15 protein-coding genes are annotated in these 19,237 nt (G+C 45.3%); 11 read left to right on the top strand and 4 right to left on the bottom strand.

Annotation, left to right across the window (positions count from 1 at the left end):
- Nucleotides 1–73 precede the first annotated feature (73 nt).
- From QUA01_RS09100 to QUA01_RS09080, 5 genes are all read left to right on the top strand, one after another.
- Nucleotides 74–259 carry a hypothetical protein gene (locus QUA01_RS09100; protein ID WP_194008509.1) on the top strand — a complete coding sequence of 62 codons (186 nt, stop codon included), beginning with the start codon at nucleotides 74–76 and terminating at the stop codon, nucleotides 257–259.
- Complete coding sequence (locus QUA01_RS09095; RefSeq protein WP_333089451.1) at nucleotides 256–573, top strand: DUF433 domain-containing protein; 318 nt, start codon at nucleotides 256–258, stop codon at nucleotides 571–573. The genes QUA01_RS09100 and QUA01_RS09095 overlap by 4 nt, the downstream gene beginning before the upstream one ends.
- Nucleotides 574–614: 41 nt before the next feature.
- Complete coding sequence (locus QUA01_RS09090) at nucleotides 615–947, top strand: DUF433 domain-containing protein (protein WP_442921538.1); 333 nt, start codon at nucleotides 615–617, stop codon at nucleotides 945–947.
- Between the two features lie 3 nt (nucleotides 948–950).
- The gene (locus tag QUA01_RS09085) at nucleotides 951–1,199 is read left to right on the top strand and encodes a DUF5615 family PIN-like protein (protein WP_333089455.1); all 249 of its coding nucleotides are present in this window, start codon (nucleotides 951–953) and stop codon (nucleotides 1,197–1,199) included.
- Nucleotides 1,200–1,477: 278 nt separating this feature from the next.
- Complete coding sequence (locus QUA01_RS09080) at nucleotides 1,478–4,399, top strand: leucine-rich repeat domain-containing protein (RefSeq protein WP_333089457.1); 2,922 nt, start codon at nucleotides 1,478–1,480, stop codon at nucleotides 4,397–4,399.
- Nucleotides 4,400–4,523: 124 nt separating this feature from the next.
- Here QUA01_RS09080 and QUA01_RS09075 read toward each other — a convergent pair whose 3' ends face one another.
- From QUA01_RS09075 to hetZ, 3 genes are all read right to left on the bottom strand, one after another.
- Nucleotides 4,524–6,887, bottom strand: coding sequence for a DUF3488 and DUF4129 domain-containing transglutaminase family protein (locus tag QUA01_RS09075; RefSeq protein WP_333089459.1), 2,364 nt, complete (start codon nucleotides 6,885–6,887; stop codon nucleotides 4,524–4,526).
- Nucleotides 6,888–7,171: 284 nt separating this feature from the next.
- Nucleotides 7,172–8,236 (bottom strand): hypothetical protein, encoded by a 1,065-nt coding sequence (locus tag QUA01_RS09070; RefSeq protein WP_333089460.1) that lies wholly within the window; start codon nucleotides 8,234–8,236, stop codon nucleotides 7,172–7,174.
- A complete protein-coding gene (gene hetZ / locus QUA01_RS09065; protein WP_333089529.1) occupies nucleotides 8,229–9,410 on the bottom strand; it encodes a heterocyst differentiation protein HetZ in 1,182 nt (393 codons plus the stop codon). Before hetZ ends, QUA01_RS09070 begins: the two co-directional genes overlap by 8 nt.
- 152 nt (nucleotides 9,411–9,562) lie before the next feature.
- On the opposite strand from hetZ, the gene QUA01_RS09060 reads away from it, so the two are divergent.
- The gene (locus QUA01_RS09060) at nucleotides 9,563–10,048 is read left to right on the top strand and encodes a hypothetical protein (protein WP_194065836.1); all 486 of its coding nucleotides are present in this window, start codon (nucleotides 9,563–9,565) and stop codon (nucleotides 10,046–10,048) included.
- Between the two features lie 136 nt (nucleotides 10,049–10,184).
- On the opposite strand, the gene sds is transcribed toward QUA01_RS09060, so the two are convergent.
- A complete protein-coding gene (gene sds / locus QUA01_RS09055) occupies nucleotides 10,185–11,156 on the bottom strand; it encodes a solanesyl diphosphate synthase (protein WP_333089462.1) in 972 nt (323 codons plus the stop codon).
- 1,398 nt (nucleotides 11,157–12,554) lie between these two features.
- On the opposite strand from sds, the gene QUA01_RS09050 reads away from it, so the two are divergent.
- From QUA01_RS09050 to QUA01_RS09030, 5 genes are all read left to right on the top strand, one after another.
- Complete coding sequence (locus tag QUA01_RS09050) at nucleotides 12,555–12,722, top strand: ATP-binding protein (protein ID WP_333089463.1); 168 nt, start codon at nucleotides 12,555–12,557, stop codon at nucleotides 12,720–12,722.
- A 631-nt stretch (nucleotides 12,723–13,353) separates the two neighbouring features.
- Nucleotides 13,354–13,611 (top strand): hypothetical protein, encoded by a 258-nt coding sequence (locus tag QUA01_RS09045; RefSeq protein ID WP_333089465.1) that lies wholly within the window; start codon nucleotides 13,354–13,356, stop codon nucleotides 13,609–13,611.
- An 8-nt stretch (nucleotides 13,612–13,619) separates the two neighbouring features.
- Nucleotides 13,620–15,395: an ATP-binding protein gene (locus QUA01_RS09040; RefSeq protein ID WP_333089467.1), complete on the top strand. Its 1,776-nt coding sequence runs from the start codon at nucleotides 13,620–13,622 to the stop codon at nucleotides 15,393–15,395.
- 58 nt (nucleotides 15,396–15,453) lie between these two features.
- Nucleotides 15,454–15,852 (top strand): response regulator, encoded by a 399-nt coding sequence (locus QUA01_RS09035; protein WP_194008497.1) that lies wholly within the window; start codon nucleotides 15,454–15,456, stop codon nucleotides 15,850–15,852.
- Nucleotides 15,849–19,004: a PAS domain S-box protein gene (locus QUA01_RS09030; protein WP_333089470.1), complete on the top strand. Its 3,156-nt coding sequence runs from the start codon at nucleotides 15,849–15,851 to the stop codon at nucleotides 19,002–19,004. The genes QUA01_RS09035 and QUA01_RS09030 overlap by 4 nt, the downstream gene beginning before the upstream one ends.
- Nucleotides 19,005–19,237: the final 233 nt, after the last annotated feature.

Here is a 19,237-nt window from a genome sequence, read left to right as displayed (position 1 = left end):
TTGGCTTTCATCTTTTAACCGTTGTTTTAATCATACGATCGCCACCCTGAAGAAATCGATCGTATTATTATTGATGCAGTTAATCGACAAAGCGACGGATGAGGGCGAGACAAAATTGGATTTGCCGAGTTTGGAGTTGGAGGAATTGCCGCCGGAGATTGGCAAGTGCACTGGGCTTGAGACTTTGGTGTTGGGGGAAATTTGCTATGATAGTTTGAGCGATCGCACTATTCTACATTGCGTAAATTATCAGCTATGAACATTCAGTTGGTTGACTCCTTAATTCAAGTCATTGAGTCGCTGACACCTGAAAAGAGTTTGCTGTTTCAAGAAAAACTCTCAGCTAGGGCGATTCAGAGTACGCCTGGAGTGTGTGGAGGATATGCCCGAATTCGCAACACCCGCATTCCTGTTTGGACGCTGGTTTCGCTTCACCAACAGGGGGCTGATGAGGCGGAATTACTTCGGAATTATCCAGGTTTATCCGATCGCGATTTAGAGAATGCTTGGCGTTATTACGATCGCCACCGCGCAGAAATCGATCGCATTATAGTTTCTCATCAAACCGAATAGTAGAATAGTAGATAGCTAAAAGAGGGATTTTAGATATGGAAATGAATCAGTATTTTGATTTCTTAGCACCGGATGATATTCGGATTAAAGGACATCGCATCGGGATTGAGACCGTGCTGTATGAATATTTGCATCGGGAACGCACCCCAGAAGAAATTCAGCAATTCTATCCATCTCTAACTTTAGCAGAAGTTTACACAACTATTTTGTATTATTTGCTAAACAAGGAATCAGTAAGTAGATATATACAAGATTGGTTGGAATGGTCGCATCAGCAGCGAAAAATGCAAGCAACAAATCCGCATCCGGCTGCGGAAAGATTGCGAAAATTGAAGGCTGAACGGGAAAGTCAAACTGCAATCCAGGATACTTGAGAAATGGCGCTTAAATATTTGATGGATGAGAATGTTACGCCAATTTATGCTACACAACTTCGCCGGAAACGCCCCGATTTAGTAGTTTGGGCAGTGGGCGACATTGGTACACCTCCGAAAAGCACTCTCGATCCAGATATTTTGATTTGGTGTGAGGATAATGGTTTTATTTTAGTCACCAACAACCGCAAGTCAATGCCCGTCCATCTGGCAGATAATATGTCTGCTTTCAGCCATATTCCAGGAATTTGAGTTTTGAACTCAGATTTAAGTATTGGGCAAAATATTGAGGAATTAATTTTGATTGCTGATGGTTCGTTTGATAACGAATACCAACATCAGATCGTCCATCTCCCATTAACATAAACAGGACTGATGCACGAGTGGTCAGAAACCGGGTTTTTGCCAGAATTCTTGGTGATAGCGTAGAAACCCGAAAAAACCCGGTTTCTTAGATGACGCGCGGGCAATTCCCCATCAACCAAAAAATCCTGTCACAATAAAATGAAGACTACGGGGAGACAAAAGATATGACGAGAGAGGAGTTGTTGCAGTTAATCGACAAAGCGGCTGATGAGGACCAGACAGAATTGGATTTGGCAGGGTTGGGGTTGGAGGAATTGCCGCCGGAGATTGGCAAGTGCACGCAGCTTGAGTCGTTGGTGTTGGTGAAATTCGATCAGGAAAAACGAAAATGGGTTGGAAATAAGCTAACTGAGTTTCCTGATGTTGTTCTTCAATTAACCAACTTAAAAATACTTAACCTCAATAACAATCAGATTACCTCCATCCCAGAGGCGATCGCCCGACTATCAAATCTAACATGGCTTAGCCTCGATAACAATCAGATTACGGTCATCCCAGAGGCGATCGCCCGACTATCGAATCTAACATCGCTTAGCCTCAGTAGCAATCAGATTACGGTAATCCCAGAGGCGATCGCCCGACTATCGAATCTGACAATGCTTAACCTCGGTGGCAATCAGATTACCGTCATCCCAGAGGCGATCGGGCAACTGTCGAATCTGACAATGCTTCTCCTCCATACCAATCAGATTACCGCAATCCCAGAGGCGATCGGGCAACTGTCGAATCTGACAGTTCTTAACCTAATTGGCAATCAGATTACGCTAATCCCAGAGGCGATCGGCCAACTGTCGAATCTGACACAGCTTTACCTCTGGAACAATCAGATTACGCTAATCCCAGAGGCGATCGGCCAACTGTCGAATCTGACAGTTCTTGAGCTAATTGGCAATCAGATTACGGTAATCCCAGAGGCGATCGGGCAACTGTCGAATCTCACACAGCTTTACCTCAGTGACAATCAGATTACGGTAATCCCAGAGGCGATTCGTGGCATGGAGAAGCTCGAAGAACTGCACTTGCAGAGAAATCCGCTCCCGATTCCTCCCGAAATCCTCCAAGACGATTTGCGAACCATCCTCGACTTCTACTTGCAAACCCGCAATCCCAACGACACCGAAGAACTCTACGAAGCCAAACTTCTCATCGTCGGCGAAGGCGAAGCCGGAAAAACCACCCTCGCGAAAAAACTCCTCAACTCCGACTACAAACTCCAAGAACAAGAACCCTCCACCGAAGGCATTGATGTCAGCCGCTGGGAATTCCCATACAACGGCAAAACCTTTCGCGTCCACATCTGGGACTTCGGCGGACAGGAAATCTACCACGCCACCCACCAATTCTTCCTCACCGAACGTTCCTTCTACATTCTCCTAGTCGATAACCGCCGCGAAAACCCCAACCTCTCCTACTGGCTGAGCATCATCGAACTCCTCAGCAGCGCCAGTCCCGTCCTTCTCGTCCACAACGAAAAACAAGACCGCTGCTGCGACATCAACGTCTCCCAACTGCGCGGCGACTTTGCCAATTTAAAAGAATCCCTCAACACCAACCTCGCCCACAATCGCGGACTCGATGAACTCCAATGCTACCTGCAAAAAAACATCACCCAACTCAACCACGTCGGCATCCCCATCCCCAGGCCCTGGGCAAACGTCCGTCATGTCCTGGAAAACTACGCCCGAAGCAGAAACTACATTGATATCCATGAGTTCTACGACATCTGCGCCAGCCAAGGCTTTGACAAATCCGACCAACGCACGATGCTGAGTATGAGCAAATACCTGCACGACCTTGGTATTATCCTCCACTTCCAAAAAGATCCTGACACTAAGAAAGAATCTATCCTCCAGAACCTAGTCATCCTCCGTCCCGAATGGGCAACCAATGCCGTCTACAAAGTCACCCATAACGAACAAGTCATCGCCAATTACGGACACTTCACCGACGAAAACCTCAGCGAAATCTGGAGTGACGACGAATACGACTACCTTCACGACAAGCTACTCCAGCTCATGAAAAGCTTCAAAATCTGTTACGAAATCGGCCAATCGGGACACTACATCGCCCCGCAACGTCTCCCTCTCGAACCGCGCAACTATGACTGGGATGACAGCGACAACCTAATCGTGCGCTACGAATACGAGTTTATGCCCAAAGGCATCATCACCAGGCTGATTGTAGAGATGCACGGCTTGATTTGCCGGATAAAAAGTACCGATATTGTCTGGCGTGACGGCGTTGTCCTCACCGACAACTACGCCAAAGCCGAAGTCATCGAGAACTATCATCAACGAGAAATCCGCATCCGCGTATCTGGAACCCAGAAAAAATCTTTATTAGACAAAATCCGCCACGAACTCTGGAAAATTCATGCTACTTACGATAAACGCCTAAAATATCAAGAATTCATCCCTTGCAATTGTGCCAAATGCAAAGGTAGCCAAAATCCTCATCTCTATGCCTTTGATAACTTGCGCCGCCGTTTGGACAATCGGAAGTACACAGTGGAATGTGAAATATCCTACGAGAATGTGAATGTGCGGGGCTTAATGGACGATTTTCCCGACTATTCTCGCCAATGGGAACAAGAGCGACTTTCTGGAATCGATCGATTTGATTCGGTAGAGTCTTCTAGAGCGCAGCAAAATATTTACAACGTACACTTAAACATGAACCCCGAACAAAAGACTGAAACTTCTGCCAAAACCAACAACTTCAACGGCCCGATGTCCGGTGTTATCGGCAGCGACAACGCCGAAGTTAATAACAGTCAATTTATTCTAAACAATAACGCGAATACCGCTGAAATTCTAAAACTGATTTCATCGATGCGTGAAACCGCCGCCCAATTTCCTGAAGACGAGCGCGAAGAAGTGTTGACGGAAATTGACAACGTGGAAGCACAACTAAATAAACCCCAAGACAAGCGCAATATGAAACTGATTGCCAAAAAATTGGGTGTTATTTTGGCGATCGCGGCGGGCATTGCTGGTCCGATCGCAAATATGACCGATTTTACCAACAATGTAACTGATTTAGCTGAAAAAGCCAATGTCCAAATCCAGTTACCATCGGCACGGTAAATAAAACTGGGTACCTGCGTTAATCTGCCTCTATCTGCCTCTATCTGCGGTTAAAAAAAAGAGAATTTCTTAACCGCAGATGACAATGGATGGACGCGGATTCACGCAGATGAAGAACCAAATTTTACCTTAACTTTTTCAGTTTCCTTAAGTGCGATCGCCTCAAATTGTCCACCAACTGTCGCAACTGACTCAAATTTCCCGCTTCGCCGCCATACTTCCACCGCACGTAAGCTTGCGAAACTTCCTCAATTACTTCGGCTTCATCAGTTGCATGGTGGCCGCGCATTGTCTTTGCATATTCCAAAGGCGTTTGAGCTTTCTGCTTGGCAAATCCGCGACTTGCCAAATCCTTCAGCATTTGCTGATAAACCCCCTCCACCGGCGGCAACTTATGCAGCCAGCGGCGGTAGCGCCACTTGCGCCACCCTTGCCAAATTAACCAGCCAATAAACCCAAAGGCGATCGCGCTAATCAACCCAGTAAATAACCCCACCCAACCCCTAGCAAACTGTCCCAGAAACCAACCCAGAATCAAACTGATCCAGCCAATTACAAAACCTATAACTGAATCCAGCCCGCTTCTGAGAGGAGTCGGTAGCCAAGCCGCGATCCACTTCCAAAACGATTCCAGCGCGCTAAAAGTCTGGTTGTCTTCCACCGAAGCCGGAATCAGCGGATAACCGGGAATCGGATTAAAACCAAACCAGCCGTATTTAGGAAAATATACCTCCGTCATCAAGAAAGCGTCGGTATTTTTCACCACATACAAACCAGTAAACGGGTTGAATTCTCCCGTATCGAAACCGCCAGCCACTCGCGCCGGAATCCCGATCGACCTCAGCATAATTGTCAGTACCGTCGAAAAATGGTCGGGGTATCCGCCTGTAACTTTTTTGCCGTCTTGCGTGTTTTGATAGCCAAACAGAAAACCCTCGACTAAATCTTCAGTTTCTTCTAAATAAGGCAAAGCTTTGACAAGTTTGTAATTCGGGTTTTGCTTCAAATATTGAGCTAAGTACAGAGCTTTTTCGTAGGGAGAATCGATCGCCCTGTCCGACTTAGCCACTCTTGTTCTCCCCAACAAGATTTCTTCAGTTTTTTCTCGCACTTTCTGGGCAATTTCTGGCGGCACGTCCAAATAGAATTTGCGAATATTTTTCGGGTAATTAGTACCAGTTTGCCCCAACAAGGAGCGATCGCGAAAAGGTACGTTAGAAATCACCGTATAAGTCAAACCTTCCGCCAACTCCACAGGCGATCGCAAACCTCCCTCCGCATCAATCGCCACTTCCTGCGTCGGAAAATAAAGTTCCTTCGGCTTGTTTAAAGCCGGAATCAAATTTGGTAACTGAGCAAGAATAGTATAACTTTGAATCACCTCTTGAGTGCGGGGCGCATTCGGATAGGGATTCAGATAAAATTGATAAGACCAGCGAGGTCGATTCACCTTAAAAGCGTCGTCGTTGCGCGAAACTTCCCAACCCTGACCGGTATATTTGTCAAAGCCCAACACTCGCCAAAAACCCGCCGCCTGCGATCGCACCCGCATCACCACTTGAGGTTTTAATACCCCCCGCAAATTTTGATTGATGCGCTGGTTGAAACCGTAATAAAAAGTAGAGTCTACCTCTCCTGGCCCTTTGTCTGGGTTTCTCCCCTTCCCTCCGCCAGTTCCTTTTTGATTCCCCCCCCTGACATACCCCGGATTGGTAATGCTGCGCGAGTCAAACTCGCCCTGATATTCAATAGGAGCACTCACGGGAAAAGTCCGCAATTGATAGCCTGGGAGGCGCGGCAAAAACGCAAAAATAGCCAGCCCCAACCCTACAGTTATCAACAACAACAAACTAAAATACTTGGGAGATAAAGTAGCAGCAAATAGCGATAAATTGTTGTTTTTACTTCTACTTTCTGTCGCCGGATTGATGTTTTCTAGCTTCGAGAGTCCCAAGCGCGAGCGGTAATCCAGCACCAAAGTCGGCAGCACTAAAGCCAAAAATACCAACAGCAGCGGCCCAAAAGTCAGCGTTTGACTGATGGTCGCCGCTACACTCAACAAAATCAGCCCGATGACGACCGAATAGCCCAAATCCTTGCGGCGGGGCAAATCGAAACTGTGCAACACTTGAATGTTAATTAACAGTTGCGCCAAAACTAACCGCGTATCGTTTAATTCTCCCACCAAGCGGGTAAAAAAGGCGAACAGCGCCACCAGCATTCCAATAGCTATGCAGAATTTAGCGGCTACATTGCGATCGCGGCGGCGGTACCAACTCCAAGTTGCTCCCACAATACTAACAGGCACAGCCCACAGGTTCAGGCTTTCTTCAGAAGCAACATCAGTAGCCACAATTCCCACAATTACCAACAACTGAACTAGGATTCGCAGCAGTAAAGAATCCTCAGTCACCGGCGGAGGCATTGCCTCTATCCGCTCCCACAGTTTACCCAAAACAGGTATATTTCGCAGGTTATCAGTTGTCATGTGCACCCATCCAACGATTTTAGATTTTAGATTTTAGATTTTAGATTAAATCCACAGATTTATCTGGGTTTTAACTAATATCTAAATCTTATTTCTCTGCCATTCGATTTGAGATTGAATCCACAGATTAACTTCACAGATGAATCTGGGGGCTTTAATTCGTCTCTAATTTTTTTGGCTTTCCGCGACAGAAATCAGCAGATTGTATCTGTTTTTGTGTGAGGTCAAACCGTAGAGTAAAAAACGCAGTTAACTACTCTAATTTTACCTCGATAGTTGCTGTTTTATCCAGCCAAAGTTGGACGAATAGCAAACATCAGAGGTCTAGTATCGAAGTTTTGGAATTTGACTTCTAGGGCATAAGTCTTGTCAGGTTGCGGGTCAAACAACTCCACACTTAAATGCCCGGAATTCGGACGCTGTGCAGTTGCTTCGGCATCTCCTCCCTTGAGTTCCAAACTTCCTCCCCCTGGAAATTCGCACTCAACTCTTAAACACGGCCTTGGTGGTTCTGTGTTGCGGTTAGACAGGTATTGAGCTGAGAGAGTCAGGGAGCCCAAAGCAGTCAGCCACTCCCGCGAAATAGGGGGCTGGTTTACAGGACAATTCAAAGTTAGAGACTCAATGATTTCTCGGGCGGCCAACAACGACATTAGCATTTGTTGATCGATAGTTGCCGCTTCGTAATTCGGTAAATCTTCTACTTCTAAACCTGTAATTCCTCTGGTAGCACCTCTGAGTACGAAACCAGCTAATTGGTTGAGTTCCTCAGACTGGCCCGGAAACAAACTATCTACAGCGCGAACTAATTTCGAGCCTTCCCGCAGCGACGACATTACCAATTGCTGACAAGGTTCTAGCAGTTGAGCAAAAACCCCTTGGGCGATCGGAATTGGCAGGCGACCCCATCTAATATTTTTTAGTTGGGGAGTCCAGAGGTGCAGGGGTGGAACCCATTGGGGGACTGCATCGTCTGGATAGTCGTGTTCGTAGCTCTTGAGTTCTGTTTCCCAGGGGAACAGCGGCGGGTTGGCTTCAATTTCGGATCTAAGCCTTTCTTTTAACAAGGTCTGAAAACGGTCTTGCACGGTCGGTATTTCTCCAATAGTCAGGGGTTGTGCGGGTGAAATGCTCTGCGAACCCACTTGATAGTCCAGCGGGTCTGGTTCGTCCCATTCCCAGTATTCCAGCCCGGAATTCTCTTCTGTTTCGCCCCACTCTTCTGAGGGAAGGGGGTCATTGACGTTTTCCTGCTCTTCGCTAGAGGCATTCGGGATTGGCGCCTGCAATATCCAGTCTAAAAAATGGCGCTCGAAAGCCTCTGCATCCCTGTTCGTTTCGTTATTCATCAGTAGATGCCCCTTCTCCGGAATCTGAACGATTTCGCAATTCCCAGGCAAGTTCCAGCAATTTAAACCACCGTTTCTGTACCTGGGCTACCGTGCTGCCGAGGGTTTGCGCGATCGCTGACTCTGACAGACCTTGTTGTTTCAACTGTAACAAACGCTGTCCCTCTGGGCCAATTTGTTCGCCAAAGGACTGCCACTGAGAAGGCAGCAAACCTAAATTTTTGTCTAAGTCTGCTTCCAGCCACTGGTGAACGAGTTCCCAACGGTGCGACATGGCGAACCTGAGCAAGTGGTACTTGAAGCGCTGCTGCAAATAGTCTCTTTGGCGGGGAGTTATGCCCAGGATCGACTCTATTTCGTTAGTCGGCAAGTCTTGCAAGCGCAGCACGAAGTAATCGGCGCATTCTTCTTGGTTGCGCTCTTTTAAGTAGGCGACTAATTCGTCAATCACGTTTTGCCGCAGAGATTCTGACTCGTCGGCTGGGGGGCGAATTGCAGATGAACCATGTCCGGCCATTGCTTCCCGCACCGAGTGCACGGAGGTGTCGTTCCAAGTTTGGTCAGAATCCCAAGCCCCTCCGTCGGCGGCTTGTTCCATATCTACAGAGGTTTCTTTGGGCTGCTGCTGGGAAAATGTTTTGGCCCGTAAAATAATTAGTTGCTGGCTGCGGTTCCGAGGTAAGGGAATGCGCCGTTTGCCGAAGCGCTCTACAAAGGCCATGTACTCTGCTAGTTCTAAGCGAGTGCGGGGGCTGTAGGTCGGTGGTAGTTGGGTTTCGCGCCGGAAAGCCTTTAAAGCTTCGAGATAAAATCCTTGCAAAAAATCTTTGATCAGTTCTATTCGCGCCTGATAGCTAGACTGCAACTGGGGAGGGGTGATGGAGCGATAGACGATCGCGCTGAGGGTACTGTGCAATTCTACTCGCCCTGGCCCAGATCCTAAATTTTCATAGTGGAGACATTGTTGCAAGCGGTGCCTGGCGAGGCTCTCGGCTGCACCTTCTATATCTCCTGAGTCTTGAATCCGCTGGCTTTCTGTGCATATCCTGGTGACTTCTGCTGCGAGTCGCCCTGCTACATCTTGGCAGTTCTGCTCAGACGCCCGAGTGGACTTTTTTAGTTCGTCTAACAGCAGTTGAAATATGGTTTCCACGCTCTGGCCGATTTCCCGCATGATGGTTGACAGCTCACTTTGAAAGTAGCACACCCTGGGACTTTAAATTTATAATTTTAGATTTTATAGTGGGCAGTGCCGGGTATTTACATACTTTAACCTGCACCTGTTACCCTGAAAATTTGAAACTCAAATCTCTAATTAACTGACTGATGGATTTAGACCAACAGATTGAAGCACTGATCGACAAAGCCCCGCCCGACGGTTCGACGCCACAAATTTTAAAGGCGATCGCCCCGGCGCTGATTTTAATTGCCCAACAGCTACAGCACTTGGAATACTCTATCCTGCAAGCGGTAGACGAAAGTTGGGCGATCGTGGTTTTGAGCAATCTCAAGCAACCGGGACGGGAAAAAAAGGTGATTTATGCTTTTCCCACTCTTGAAGATGCGTCCTCCGCAGCGGCGGCTGGGGGCGATCGCGTCAGGCCCGTGTGTTTGCCTGTTACTCACATTTTATTTCAGATGATCGCCCTCGAAGGTCTAGACAGCATTGTTTTTTTTGAAAATCCCGGTAATCAGGAAGTAGGGACGGAAATCCCTCGCCAGCAAGTGCAGGAATTAATTAACGTTTATTTGCAACAGTACCGATCGGCTTTACAGTCAAATTCTAGCAATCTGCCCCCGGATATCGCATAGTTAGAGATTGGAAATTGGGAGTTAGGAATTGGGACTTGGGACTTGGGAATTGGCAGCCCCAAGCTGGTAACTAATACCCAGTTCCTTCTTCCTTCTTCCTTCTTCCTTCTTCCTTCTTCCGTCTTCCTTCTTCCTGCTAATAAAGTCGGCTCAAAACGTAATCTGCTAAATCTATCAAAGCTTGGCGGGACTCTGAATGGGGCAGCGCTGCCAAGTATTCGACAGCTTTCTGCGCGTGATTTGTTGCTAGTTCGCGCGATCGCACTATGCCTTGAGAATCTGCTACCAATGTCAAAGCCTGTTCTATATCTCCTTCTTGAGCGAACTCGCGTTCTATGAGAACTTCCAAATAAGGCTTTTCTTCTAGGGCAAATAGCGCTGGCGCTGTCAGATTTCCGCCGATCAGATCCGAGCCTGCAGGTTTCCCCAAAGTTTCCGTTGAAGCGGTGAAATCTAATATATCATCTACTATTTGGAATGCCAAACCAATGTGGCGACCGTAGTTATACAAATCTTCTGCTATTTCCGGTGAAACTTCGCTCAAACATCCCGCTGCTTTGGAACTGTTGGCAATTAAAGATGCTGTTTTGTAGTAACTTTTTTCGAGGTACGCTTCGATCGACAAACTGGTGTCAAATCCATTTAGTCCCTGTTGAATTTCCCCCTCTGCTAAATCCATAATCACTTCCGAAAGCAGTTTGACTACTGGCAGGTTGTCCAGATTTGCCAAATGCCACGAAGATTGAGCGAACAGAAAATCTCCCGCCAATACTGCCACTCGGTTGTTAAACCGACTGTGTACCGTCGGTACTCCCCGCCGCAAGTCCGACTCGTCCACCACGTCGTCGTGAACTAGACTGGCCGTGTGAATCATTTCGGTGATTTCCGCGAGGCGGCGGTGTTTTTCTGTGATGGCACCATCGGGCATAGTCGCCTTGGCCATCAACAAGACTATTGCGGGTCTTACCCGTTTTCCCTTTGTGCCGAATAAGTATTCTGCAGCCGCGTACAAGATGGGATGACGGGCACCCACTAACTGTTTTAAGTTTTCTGTCAACAGTCGCAGGTCTTCTTCAACCGAGGAAAATAGGACAGTGCTAGAGATCATGGATACGCCGACTCAAGCCGTAAAGTAACAAAATTTTACATATCATATCTTTATTTTAAGGTAATTCTTTGCAACAGGGAAGAGAAATTTTGGCGATCGCCACTGATTTGCGATCGGTAGCCCGATCGAAGTCACCCGACTACCTCCAGCCAGTAGCCTGCTGCCAGAGCCGTTCCCCCCAATTGTAACGAATTGTTAAGTATATTGTCGAAAAATCTGTAAATCCCAGAAACCCTGTGTTATTATGGGTATTAAGGATTTAAACAATTCTATACATTAAGTACAGGCTGTGATTAATCCAGGCGGGCAGGTAGCTTTCAGGTGCCTGTAAGAATTTCGTATAACCAGCCTTATTAGTCAGATCGCAGCAAAAATTTCTGGGACAGATTTTTAGTTCCTTGGGACTAAAAATTTTCAGAATTTAAGACTAGCGCATCTTATGTGCGCGGTAGCTCAAAGTAGCTAAAGTGGATGGTTTTACGTTGTTTAAGCACCTGTAAAGCAGTAAATCATTATTGACCCCGCCGAAAAACGGAAGCCACCGACAACAGTCGTGGAGAGATCGAACATTTTAGAGGCTAGTGCCTGCTCCGATGATTGATCTGCGAGTGAATCTCAAATCTAAAACCTAAAATCTAAAATCGACAACAGTCGTAGAGAGATCGAACATTTTAGAGGCTAGTGCCTGCTCCAGTGATTCATCTGCGAGTAAATCTTTAATCTAAAACCTAAAATCTAAAATCCACTGACCGGGAACGCCTAAATGTTCCCCCAGCCTTGATATGGAAAAGCAGCCTTCAGAACCAAGTTATTGCCTTGGGTGCTGACTTAATGTCGTAGGTATTGAACTTATCCTTCTCCTCCTCGTCCTTGACTTTTGGTTATCATTATGAATTATCGCGATATTCCTCTAATTATTCCCGTTCTGGCCGCCGGTTATGTCATGACTATTTATGTAGTCCTGATGTTGGTCGAACGCAGCTCTAAAATAACTCGATTGGGCGAGTAGCCCATTGCTCGGCAGCCGAATCCGCGCTCGGAGCAATGGGCTATTGGCTCTGAATTCCGAATACTTAATAATAACCTTGCCTTGAATGCTAGCTCGCAAAGGCAGGGTTCTACCATTTGAGATTAAAGATTAAAGATTTTAGATTTTAGATTTATGAAGAATTGATGAAGCTCGTGGCTTAGCGGTAACAGGCAAGTATCAGAATATTTGGGGCGATCGCTGCGGACACATATCAGCGGCTGCACTAAATCAAGTTTGGATAAATCTGATTCACAATGCTTTACAAGCGATGGACAATTGTGGAGTTTTCAGCATATAGCTGAGAGCTTTAAATCAGAGGATGTTCGTTATCGTCAAATATTCGCAGCAAGGGAATTGGGCCGGAGGTTTTGCCGCGCATATTTGACCCGTTTTTTACCACAAAACCCGCTGGCGAAGGCTCTGGCTTGGGATTGGATATTGTTAAGAAAGTTGTCGAAAAACATTCGGCTAAGATAGAAGTAAGATCGGCGATCGGTCAAAGGACGTTTACTGTGTCAATTTCGATCGCCATTTAGCCCGCTTTGCACCCGAAATTATATGATGTACGACCAAAAATGCAACTTTAGACGGATGTCATTCGATTTTAGAGTTGAGATTTTGAGATTTACTTGCAGTGCCGTGAATCGCCGGAGCAAATACAGGAATCTCAATGTTTTGGCTCTAGATGATATCAAATTCTCTCTTCATCGGAATAGTAAATTCACTGTTGACTGTTAACAGTTAACTGTTAACTGTTAACATCATGTATGAGTGCAACCGGAATTGATATGAGAGAATTGCGTGGCACGGTATCCATTTTTGGGCTGGTTAAAAACATACAAATTTAGGGGCGCGTTCTAAACCGTTATGCGATCGGTGATTCCCAATTGTTAATTTTTTAATGAAAAATGTCAAATCAAAAATGATATTAGACGGATGTTAAACTTCGCTCGCAATCGGGCTGTTGACACTGTAAAAGGTCAAATTTAAAATAGTATTAATTGTCGTTTCAGAATAACGTAAACTTTATAATCCTGCTGCCTCAACCGCCGATCGATCAACTTTCATAATTCCGAGAGCGGGGTAATAAATAAAGCAAATATTTAATTATTATAGTGTCTTAATTGCAGATTATACTTCGATTTCTACCCCTTAATTTGCTTATTTATGTCAACCACAATTTATGATAACCAACACTTGCTCGAACAGGCGATCGACCTCAAACCGCCTGTGCTACCTCCAGACACACCCTTGAAAGTTGCGATCGCCGCCATGACTGAGGCGAGCGCCAGTTGCGTTTTAATCGCGTTTGAGCGGCAACCGATCTGGATTTTGACGGAGCGCGATGTTGTCCAAATAACTGCTAGCGAAATACCCCTAGCAGGGCTGACAATTTCTGAGGTAATGACGCAGCAGGATATTTAGCCGGAATTGTGACCCAAAGTACGCTGCGGCAGGTTTTAGATCCGGTAGAAATGCACAATATCGAGCTTTTACAAGAAACAGTGATCAATAAAATTCAGGAGTTAAAAGAAGTGAACGAACAATTGCAAAAAGAAGCTTTTCTGAGAAGCGAAGTAGAGGAACAACTGCGACTTTTAAATGAAAATTTAGAAGAACAAATTCAACAGCGAACTTTAGAACTAATTAACGCTAACAGTCAGTTAAAGCAGGAAATACAAGACCGCGCCACAGCAGAAGAGGAAGTCCGACGCCTGAACACCGAACTCGAACAGCGAGTGCAAGAGCGCACTGTTCAACTAGCTGCCAGTAACGAAGAATTGCAGCAAAAAATTAGCGAACGCAAATTGCTAGAAGAAAAGTTATATTTTTCTGAAACCAAAGTTCGCGGAATTTTTGAAGCCATGACAGATATCGTTCTCGTACTCGACATTCAGGGCAACATAGAAGTTTTGCCGACCAATACAGCAGCCTTTTCTGATCCTGATTGCGATACAGTCAGCTTGACTATAGAACATTTTTTTGATGAAGATAACCCAGATGATTGGTGGAAGTTAGTTAAGCAAGTATTAGAAACGCAAAAAACCATCAATTTCGACTATAGCTTAACAGTAGCCGATCGCGAAATTTGGTTTTCTGCCTGTATTTCTTTGTTCTCAAAAAATGCTGTAATTTGGGTTGCTCGTAACATCAGCGACCGCAAACTAGCAGAGTCGGCGCTGCACAAAAAAAATGCGGAATTAGCTCATACGCTGCAAGAACTAAAGCGCACTCAGCAAGAACTGATTCAATCAGAAAAAATGGCAGCACTCGGACAGTTAATTGCCGGAGTTGCCCACGAAATCAATTCTCCCTTGGGGGCGATTCGCTCCTCTGTGCAGAACATCGCCGACTTCTGGGGCAGACAATTGCAGCATTTACCGATATTTTTTCAGCAACTATCCCCGGAACGGCAGCAGGATTTCTTTGCCCTACTGCATAAATCAAGCGAGGAAACAGACAGGTTATCTAGTAAAGAAAAACGTCAGTTGAAAAAACTTGTGCAGCGGCAATTAGAATCAGAAGCAATTGACAACGCAGATAGCCTTGCCTGTACATTGTTAGATATTGGTATCTGCAATAACGTAGAACCTTTTTTACCTTTGTTGAAAGACCCCAAAAATCTAAATATTTTACAAATTGCCTACGAATTCGCTACGGTACAAAAAAGCACTAAAAATATTGCTACTGCGACAGATAGGGCTGCAAAAATTGTTTTTGCTTTAAAAAGCTACTCTCGTTACGACCAGTCTGGCTCCAAGGCTATCGCAAATATTACTGACGGCATTGATACCGTTTTAACGCTTTACCACTACCAAATCAAACACGGTGTAGAAGTAGTAAAAAACTATGGTACTGATTTGCCCTTTGTGCTATGCTATCCTGATGAACTAAATCAAGTGTGGACAAACTTGCTTCACAATGCTTTACAAGCGATGGGCAACAAAGGAATTTTAAAAATTGATGTAAAACACCAAAATAAGACAATTTTTGTCAGTATTACCGACAGCGGCAAAGGCATTCCTCCTGAGATTATGCCAAGAATTTTTGAGCCTTTTTTTACGACTAAATCTGCTGGAGAAGGCAGCGGCTTGGGATTGGATATAGTTCACAAAATTATTGAAAAACACCAAGGTAAACTGCAAGTAGAAAGCGTGCCAGGTCAAACCAAGTTTACTGTATCTTTGCCGGTCGAAATCACTGAGTGAAATTAAAAATTCGGCGCAATCTCCCTCTAATTTAAAACTCAAAGATGAGTAAAATTTTATGTCCAAACCAGTAATTCTGTGCGTTGACGATGAAATTGTGGTTTTAAATAGTTTAAAAATTCAACTTAAAAAAGAATTTGGCGATGCTTACCTGTATGAGGTAGCAGAAAATGCCGATGAAGCTATGGAAATTATCGAGGAACTTAGAGAAGAAGATGAAAGCGATATTTTGGTCATAGTATCGGACTGGTTAATGCCCGGTATTAAAGGAGATGAATTTTTAATCCAGGTTCACCAAAAATATCCCAAAATTGTGAAAGTTATGCTGACAGGTCAAGCCGACGAAGTTGCAATAGAACGGGTAAAAAAGCAAGCGAACTTGCACCGATGTTTGTATAAGCCGTGGGATGGCCAAGAATTAGTAGAAACTATAAAATCTGGTTTGGCAAAAATATGAACAATAAACCTGTGATTATTTGCGTGGATGACGAACCGATAATTCTTGAAAGTTTGAAAATCGAGTTAAAAAAAGCTCTGGGAGAAGAACATTTATTAGAAATTGCTGAAGGGGGCGAAGATGCTTTAGAGTTAATAGATGAATTGCTGGCAGAGGGCAGCGAAATTGTCGCAGTAATTTCGGACTATCTGATGCCGAATATTAAAGGGGACGAATTGCTGAAGCAAATTCACAAAATTTTGCCTAAAACCATCAAAATTATGCTGACGGGACAAGCAGACCTCGAAGCAGTGGCGAATACTATTAAATATGCTAAGTTGTACCGCTATATATCGAAGCCTTGGCAGTCAGAAGATTTGAAGTTGACCGTAAAAGAAGCGGTCAACAGCTATTTTATGGAGAAGCAATTAGCGGAACAAAATGCTCAACTCCAAACGCTGAATCAAGAATTAGAAACTTTAGTGGAGGAACGGACTGCACAACTGCGCTTGTCTGAGGAAAAGTTTGCTAAAGCTTTTCGTTCTTCTCCTAACCCGATTACTATTACCCGATTTCAAGATGGTAGTTATTTAGAAATTAATGAGGCATTTTGCCAGACTATCGGTTATTCAGCAGCAGAGATTCTAGATCGCACGGCGCTCGATTTTAATATTTGGAAAAGTATAGAATCCCGGTCAAAGTTGTTTGAAATGTTAGGGGAACAACAAATTGTTCGCAACTACGAATTTGATTGGTACACTAAAACTGGGGAACTCAGAACTGGATTGCTGTCTGCTGAAATCATTGAAATTCATGGCGAAACTTGCGTGATTTCTGTGATTCAAGATATTAGCGATCGCAAATTGGCAGAAGAAAAACTCCGCGCTTTAGCGGCTTCTTTAGCAGCAGCACAAAGAATCGCCCGCCTCGGCAATTGGGAATGCGATTTCTCTGCTAATACAACTACTTGGTCGGAAGAATTATCTCAAGTTTTTGGTCTCGATTCAACCCGGGCTGCGCCAACAGTAGCTGAGTTTTCGCAATACGTGCATCCCGACGATCGACAAAAATGGCAAACAACGATCGACGCTGCTATTGCTAGCGGACAATGCTACAGTCTGGAATTTAGAATTGTGCGGCCTGAAGCGACAATTGGTGCGGATAATTTCCCGTCAGAAACAAGTGAAGGCGGCTTCATCCGCTACATCGAATCCAGAGGAGAACCAGTGGTCAACGAACAAGGGCAACTGATAAAACTCTTCACAACTTTGATGGACATTACTGCCCGCAAGCTGGCAGAAAGAGCTCTAGCAGAGAGCGAAGAAAAATACCGCCATTTAGTTGAAACTTCCCAAGATATTATCTGGTCTTGCGATGCCCAAGGACACATTACTTTTGTGAACCAAGCAGTCAAACAAATCTACGGTTACGAAGCTGAAGAAATGCTCGGATGTTCTTTTGGCGATTTCTTGGCACCCGGACAAATAGACTGGAACAGGGAACTGCAGCAGCGCTTGTTGACGGGAGATGATGTGTTTCAGTACGAAAGTATAGTAATAGGAAAAGATAGCCGATCGATCGATGTCAATACAAAGGCGATCGCGCGATTGGACGCAGACGGAAATATCAGCGGTACAACAGGAACAGCCAGCGATATTACTGAGCGCAAACAAGCAGAAACAGCCCTGAAAAAAGCCAAAGAAGAAGCCGACAGAGCCAACAAGGCAAAAAGCGAATTCCTCTCGAATATGAGCCACGAATTGCGAACTCCCCTCAACGCAATTCTCGGTTTCACCCAACTGCTTGCCCGTGCGGAAGTCCTCGATGCCGACCAAAAGCAATACTTAGGAATTATTAGCCGCAGCGGGGAACATTTACTGGATCTGATCAACAATATTCTGCAAATGTCAAAAATTGAAGTCGGGCTGGTGACAGTTAATAACAGCACCTTTGATTTGCACAGAATGTTAAGAAACACTGAAGAGATGCTGAAGCTGCCAGCCGAAAAAAAAAGCTTGCAGTTAATTTTTGATTCGACTCCAGACTTACCTCAATATGTAGAAACGGATGAAAGCAAGTTGCGCCAAGTATTGATTAATATGGTAGGAAATGCGATCAAGTTTACGGCGGAAGGCGGTGTTAATTTGAGGGTCAAACATGAGCTGCTGTCAGACAAAAATCGCGGAGAGATTCCGCCGAGTGACAATTGCTGCTTGCAATTTGAAGTTGAAGACACGGGTGCGGGAATTTCGGCCCAAGAAATGGATAATTTGTTTAAACCTTTTGTGCAAACAGAAAGCGGGAGAAAAGCTCAAGAAGGAACTGGTTTAGGCTTGCCGATCAGCCAACAGTTCGTGCAGTTAATGGGAGGACAAATGACGGTGACAAGCAGTGTCGGTAACGGCAGTATTTTTAGATTTGATGTTAAAGTTTCGCTACCAAATGCAGTGAAAATTCAGGTGGCTCAAACAGCACGTTTGGTTGTGGGGCTGGAACCGGGACAGCCGGAATATCGGATTTTAGCTGTTGACGATCGCCTGGAAAGCCGCTTGCTGTTAGTCAGAATGCTGGCATCGCTTGGTTTTGCGGTGCGGGACGCTGAAAATGGGGTTGAAGCTGTGTCCGTGTGGTCGAGTTGGGCACCTCATTTGATTTGGATGGATATGCGGATGCCGGTGATGGACGGCTACGAAGCTACCAAACAAATTAAAGCGCATTTGAAAGGTCAAGCAACGGTGATTATTGCTCTGACGGCGAGTGCTTTTGATGAGGAGCGATCGATGATTTTGTCTGCTGGTTGCGATGATTTTGTGGCGAAGCCTTTTCGGGAGCAAGTGATTCTGGAAAAGATGGCTAAGTATCTGGGAGTTCGCTATATTTACGATCGAGAAGCTTCGCCGAGTTCGGATGCTGTCGCACCCGGTGACGTTTGGGCATCTGAAACTGCTGATGTACCTTTTACGCTGAATGCTTCATTGTTTGAAGGGATGCCGGCCCAATGGGTTGATAAATTGTACGCTGCGGCGGATGCGGTTGATAACGAGGAGATTTTTCGACTGCTGTCGTCGATTCCTGCGATTAATCTTGGTTTCAGCAGGGCGATCGCCGATTTGGCGAATAACTTCCGGTGCGATCGGATTATTGATTTGATTGAGGAGTTTAGAAATCTTTGAAGGAAGTTAGACAAACGAACAATGTACGGGATATAACGGATGTAACGGATTTAACGGAGGTCAGTTGAAGTTCGAGGTTCTAGGGGACAGAGGCGGGTTAGGGATGATTGATGATTTAGGTCGATCGACTATTTAAGTCTGGAACGTAGAGCCTAATTATGTATGGTTTGTCCGGGTGTACTTTCTCGCTATAATTGGCGCGTCCAACTACTTTTTAACCCGAGTCCTATCCG

Source organism: Microcoleus sp. S36a_B3 (genome assembly GCF_036700745.1).
In the GTDB taxonomy this organism is placed as follows: Bacteria; Cyanobacteriota; Cyanobacteriia; order Cyanobacteriales; family Microcoleaceae; genus Microcoleus.
The sequence above is the reverse complement of the archived record's forward strand: the minus strand, read 5'-3'. Positions and strand labels throughout refer to the sequence as shown.